This window comes from Streptomyces sp. AC627_RSS907 (assembly GCF_019049165.1).
In genome coordinates this window covers 1-4846 of sequence record NZ_JAGMUE010000324.1, presented here as the reverse complement: position 1 = coordinate 4846, position 4846 = coordinate 1, and the positions used below count along the sequence as shown (strand labels likewise).

Here is a 4846-nt window from a genome sequence, read left to right as displayed (position 1 = left end):
TTCACAGGGCGAGATCGCCGCCGCGGTGGTGGCGGGCGCGCTGTCACTGGAGGACGGTGCACGGGTGGTCGCCCTGAGAAGCCGGGCGATCACGGCACTGACGGGCCGTGGGGGCATGGTGTCGGTACCACTGCCGGCGGACGAGGTACGCACCCTGCTGCCGGAGGGCGTGTCAGTGGCGGCGGTGAACGGTCCGTCGTCCGTGGTGGTAGCAGGTGATCCCGCCGGCCTGGAGACCGTGCTGGCATCGGTGGAACGGGCCCGGCCGGTCCCGGTCGACTACGCCTCACACTCGACGCACGTGGAGGAGATCCGCGAGGAGATCCTGGACGTGCTCGCGCCGGTGTCCCCGCGGACGGCCTCGGTGCCCTTCTTCTCCACGGTGGACGCGCAGTGGGCGGACGGTGCGGGTCTCGATGCCGGGTACTGGTACCGCAACCTGCGCCGGACCGTGGAGTTCGAAACAGCGGTGCGCAAGCTGGCCGGCGCCGGCTTCGGCGCCTTCGTCGAGGTCAGCGCCCACCCCGTCCTGACCATACCCATCGAGGAGACCGCCGAGGACATCGGCGGCGACACCACGGTCCTCGCGGTCGGCACCCTGCGCCGCGACGAAGGCGGTCTGCGGCGGTTCATGACCTCGCTCGGCACCGCCTGGGCGCACGGCGTGGACGTGGACACGGCCGCGCTCTACCCGGGCGGCCGGCTGGTGGCCCTGCCCACCTATCCCTTCCAGCGCGAGCGGTACTGGCTGGCGCCGCCGTCCCCGGAGGTCTCCACGGACTCCTGGCGCTACCGCGTCACCTGGCGCCCGGCCGCGCCCGAGGCACGGCCGCTGCCCGGCACCTGGCTGGCGGTCGTCCCGGAGGGACACCGCGAGGACGCCTGGGTGGCCGGCGCACTCCGCGCGCTCACCGAACGCGGCGCCCGGGTCGAGGAGTACGTCGTCCCCGCCGGCACCCGCCGCCAGGAACTGGCCGCGGCCCTCGCCGACCGGGCACGGCCGGAGGGCGTGCTGTCGCTGCTGGCCCTGGCCGAACTGCCGGACCCGGAGCACCCGGGCCTGACCGCGGGCCTGGCGCTCACCACCGTGCTCACCCAGGCGCTGCACGACGCGGGCTGGACCGCCCGGCTGTGGTGCCTGACCCGGGGCGCCACCTCCGCGGCCGGCGAGGGGGACCTGCGGCACCCCGCGCAGGCGGCGGTGTGGGGGCTCGGCCGTGTCATCGGCCTGGAGCACCCGGAGTTCTGGGGCGGCCTGGTCGACCTGCCCGCCGACCACGACGAGCGGTCCGCCGCCGAGCTCTGCGACGTGCTCGCGGGCGGCGGCGACGAGGACCAGTGGGCGGTTCGCGGCGGCACCACCCTGGTGCGCCGCCTCACCCGTGCCCCGCAGGACGGCCGGCCGGCCCGGCGGGCCTGGCGCCCGCGAGGAACCGTCCTGGTCACCGGTGCCACGGGCGCGGTCGGACCGTACATCGCCCGCTGGCTGGCCGCCGCGGGAGCCGAGCACCTGGTGCTGGCCGGCCGACGTGGCGCGGACGTGCCCGGTGCCGCCGAACTCACCGCGGAACTCGCCGAGTCGGGGACGCGCTTCGAGTACACCGTCTGTGACGTCACTGACCGTACGGCGGTGGCGGCGCTCGTGACGCGGCTGGCCGCGGCGGGCACCCCCGTCCGCGCGGTCGTCCACGCCGCGGCCCTCATCCAGGTCGCGTCGCTGGCCGACACCTCGCTGACCGAGTTCGAGGACGTCGTGCACGCCAAGGTCGCGGGTGCGGTCCACCTGGCCGAGCTGCTGCCCGACCTGGACACGTTCCTCCTCTTCTCGTCGATCGCCGGCGTCTGGGGCAGCGGCGACCACGGCGCTTACGCCGCGGCCAACGCCTTCCTCGACGCCTTCGCCGAGCACCTGCGCGGCCGCGGCACACCGGCCACCTCCATCGCCTGGGGCATCTGGAACACCCCGAACCTGGCGGAGTTGGCCGCCATGCCCGGCGGCCTGGACACGGACCGGGTACGCCGTCAGGGTCTGCCGTTCATCGACCCGGAGGCGGCCGTCGCGGCCCTGCAGCGTGCCATGGACGACGACGAGACGTTTCTCGCCGTCGCCGATGTGGACTGGTCACGCTTCGCGCCGGTCTTCACCTCCGCCCGGCCCCGTCCCCTGCTGAACGAGATACCCGAGGTGGCGGAACAGGCCCAGGAGGAGACCCCCGCCGCCGCGCCGGTGGCGGCCCAGCTGTCCGAGGCCGAACTCGTCACACTCGTCCGCGAGCAGGTCGCCTCGGTCCTCGGCCACTCCGGAGCCGACGCGGTCGACCCCAGGCGTGCCTTCCGCGACATCGGGTTCGACTCGCTCACCGCGGTGGAGCTGCGCAACCGGCTCAACGCCGCGACCGGACTGCGGCTGCCCACCACGGTCGTCTTCGACCACCCCAACGTCCACGCCGTCGCCCGCCGTCTGCGCGCGGAGCTGACCCAGGACACCCAGGCCCCGGCGGCCACGGTCGTGGTCGCGACCGAGGACGAGCCGATCGCACTGGTGGGCATGGCCTGCCGGTTCCCGGGCGGTGTCGGCAGCCCGGAGGAGCTGTGGGAGCTGCTGCGCGCGGGCGGTGACGTCGTCTCGGACTTCCCGACCGACCGCGGCTGGGATGTGGACGGCCTCTACGATCCGGACCCCGACAAGCCCGGTACGTCGTACACCCGGCACGGCGGCTTCCTCGCCGCGGCGGGCGACTTCGACCCCGTGTTCTTCGGCATCAGCCCCCGTGAGGCGCTCACCATGGACCCCCAGCAGCGGCTGCTGCTGGAGACCGCGTGGGAGGCGTTCGAGCGGGCCGGCATCGACCCGGAGAGCCAGCGGGGTGAGCGGGCCGGCGTCTTCGTCGGCACCGGCTATCAGGGATACGGCGCCAACGCCGAGGTCCCGGAGGCACTCCAGGGCCAGATGGTCACGGGCGGCTCCGCCAGCGTCACGTCCGGCCGTATCGCGTACACCTTCGGTCTCGAAGGGCCCGCGGTCAGCGTCGACACGGCGTGCTCGTCGTCGCTGGTGGCGATTCACCTGGCGAGCCAGGCGCTGCGCTCGGGCGAGTGCTCGCTCGCCCTCGCCGGCGGCGTCACCGTGATGGCCAACCCGGAGGGCTTCATCGGCTTCAGCCGGCAGCGGGGCCTCGCCGCCGACGGCCGCTGCAAGGCGTTCGCGGACGCCGCCGACGGCATGGGCATGTCCGAGGGCGTCGGCGTGGTGCTGCTGGAGCGGCTGTCGGAAGCCCGTCGTCACGGGCACCCGGTGCTCGCGGTGATCCGCGGCAGCGCCATCAACCAGGACGGTGCCTCCAACGGCCTGTCCGCGCCCAACGGTCTCGCGCAGCAGCGCGTGATCCGGCAGGCGCTGGCCAATGCCGGGCTGGATCCCTCCGACGTGTACGCCGTCGAGGCGCACGGCACGGGCACCACCCTCGGCGACCCGATCGAGGCGCAGGCCCTGCTGGCCACGTACGGCCAGGACCGCGAGGAACCGCTGTGGCTGGGCTCCGTGAAGTCCAACATCGGTCATACGCAGCTCGCCTCCGGCGTGGCCGGTGTCATCAAGATGGTGCTGGCGATGCGGCACGGGGTGCTGCCCAGGACCCTGCACGTGGACGAGCCGTCGTCGCACGTCGACTGGACCGCGGGCAAGGTGAGGCTGCTCACCGAGGAACGGCCCTGGGACGGCCCGCGCCGCGCCGGCGTGTCGTCGTTCGGCCTCAGCGGTACGAACGCCCATCTGATCCTGGAGCAGGCTCCGGTGGAGGAGCCGGCGGTGGCCGGGGCTGCTGGGGCGGCCGGTGTGCCGTCGGTCGTGGTGCCGTGGGTGGTGTCGGGTCGTTCGGCCGAGGCGGTGCGTGCGCAGGCGGGCCGGCTGGTGCCGCTGGTGGACGAGGATCGTGCCGCGGTGGGTGCGGCGCTGGCGGGCCGGTCGGTGTTCGAGCACCGCGCGGTGGTCGTGGGTGGCTCGGCCGCGGAGTTCGCGGCGGGTCTGCGGGCGGTTGTGGACGGCGAGCCGCCGACGGGTGCGGCCCCCGGCGTCGCCCCCGGTGTCGCCCCCGGTGCGGTCTCCGGTGTGGCTTCCGGTGTGGGCAGGACGGTGTTCGTCTTTCCGGGGCAGGGTTCGCAGTGGCCGGGTATGGCGGTGGAGCTGCTGGAGTCGTCGCCGGTGTTCGCGGCACGGTTCGAGGAGTGCGAGCGTGCTCTGGCACCGTTCGTGGACTGGTCGCTGTCGGAGATGGTCCGCTCGGGCGCCTACGACCGGGTGGACGTGGTCCAGCCCGTCCTGTGGGCGGTAATGGTGTCGCTGGCCGCGTCGTGGGAGTCGGCGGGTGTGCGTCCGGACGCGGTGGTGGGGCATTCACAGGGCGAGATCGCCGCCGCGGTGGTGGCGGGCGCGCTGTCACTGGAGGACGGTGCACGGGTGGTCGCCCTGAGAAGCCGGGCGATCACGGCACTGACGGGCCGTGGGGGCATGGTGTCGGTGCCGCTGCCGGCGGACGAGGTACGCACCCTGCTGCCGGAGGGCGTGTCAGTGGCAGCGGTGAACGGTCCGTCGTCCGTGGTGGTAGCAGGTGATCCCGCCGGCCTGGAGACCGTGCTGGCATCGGTGGAACGGGCCCGGCCGGTCCCGGTCGACTACGCCTCACACTCGACGCACGTGGAGGAGATCCGCGAGGAGATCCTGGACGTGCTCGCGCCGGTGTCCCCGCGGACGGCCTCGGTGCCCTTCTTCTCCACGGTGGACGCGCAGTGGGCGGACGGTGCGGGTCTCGATGCCGGGTACTGGTACCGCAACCTGCGCCGGACCGTG

1 protein-coding gene is annotated in these 4846 nt (G+C 73.9%); it reads left to right on the top strand.

Annotated features, from left to right (window positions below; genetic code table 11):
• Nucleotides 1-4846: type I polyketide synthase (locus KUM32_RS35520; protein ID WP_217146049.1), on the top strand; the 4846-nt coding region annotated here is incomplete at both ends.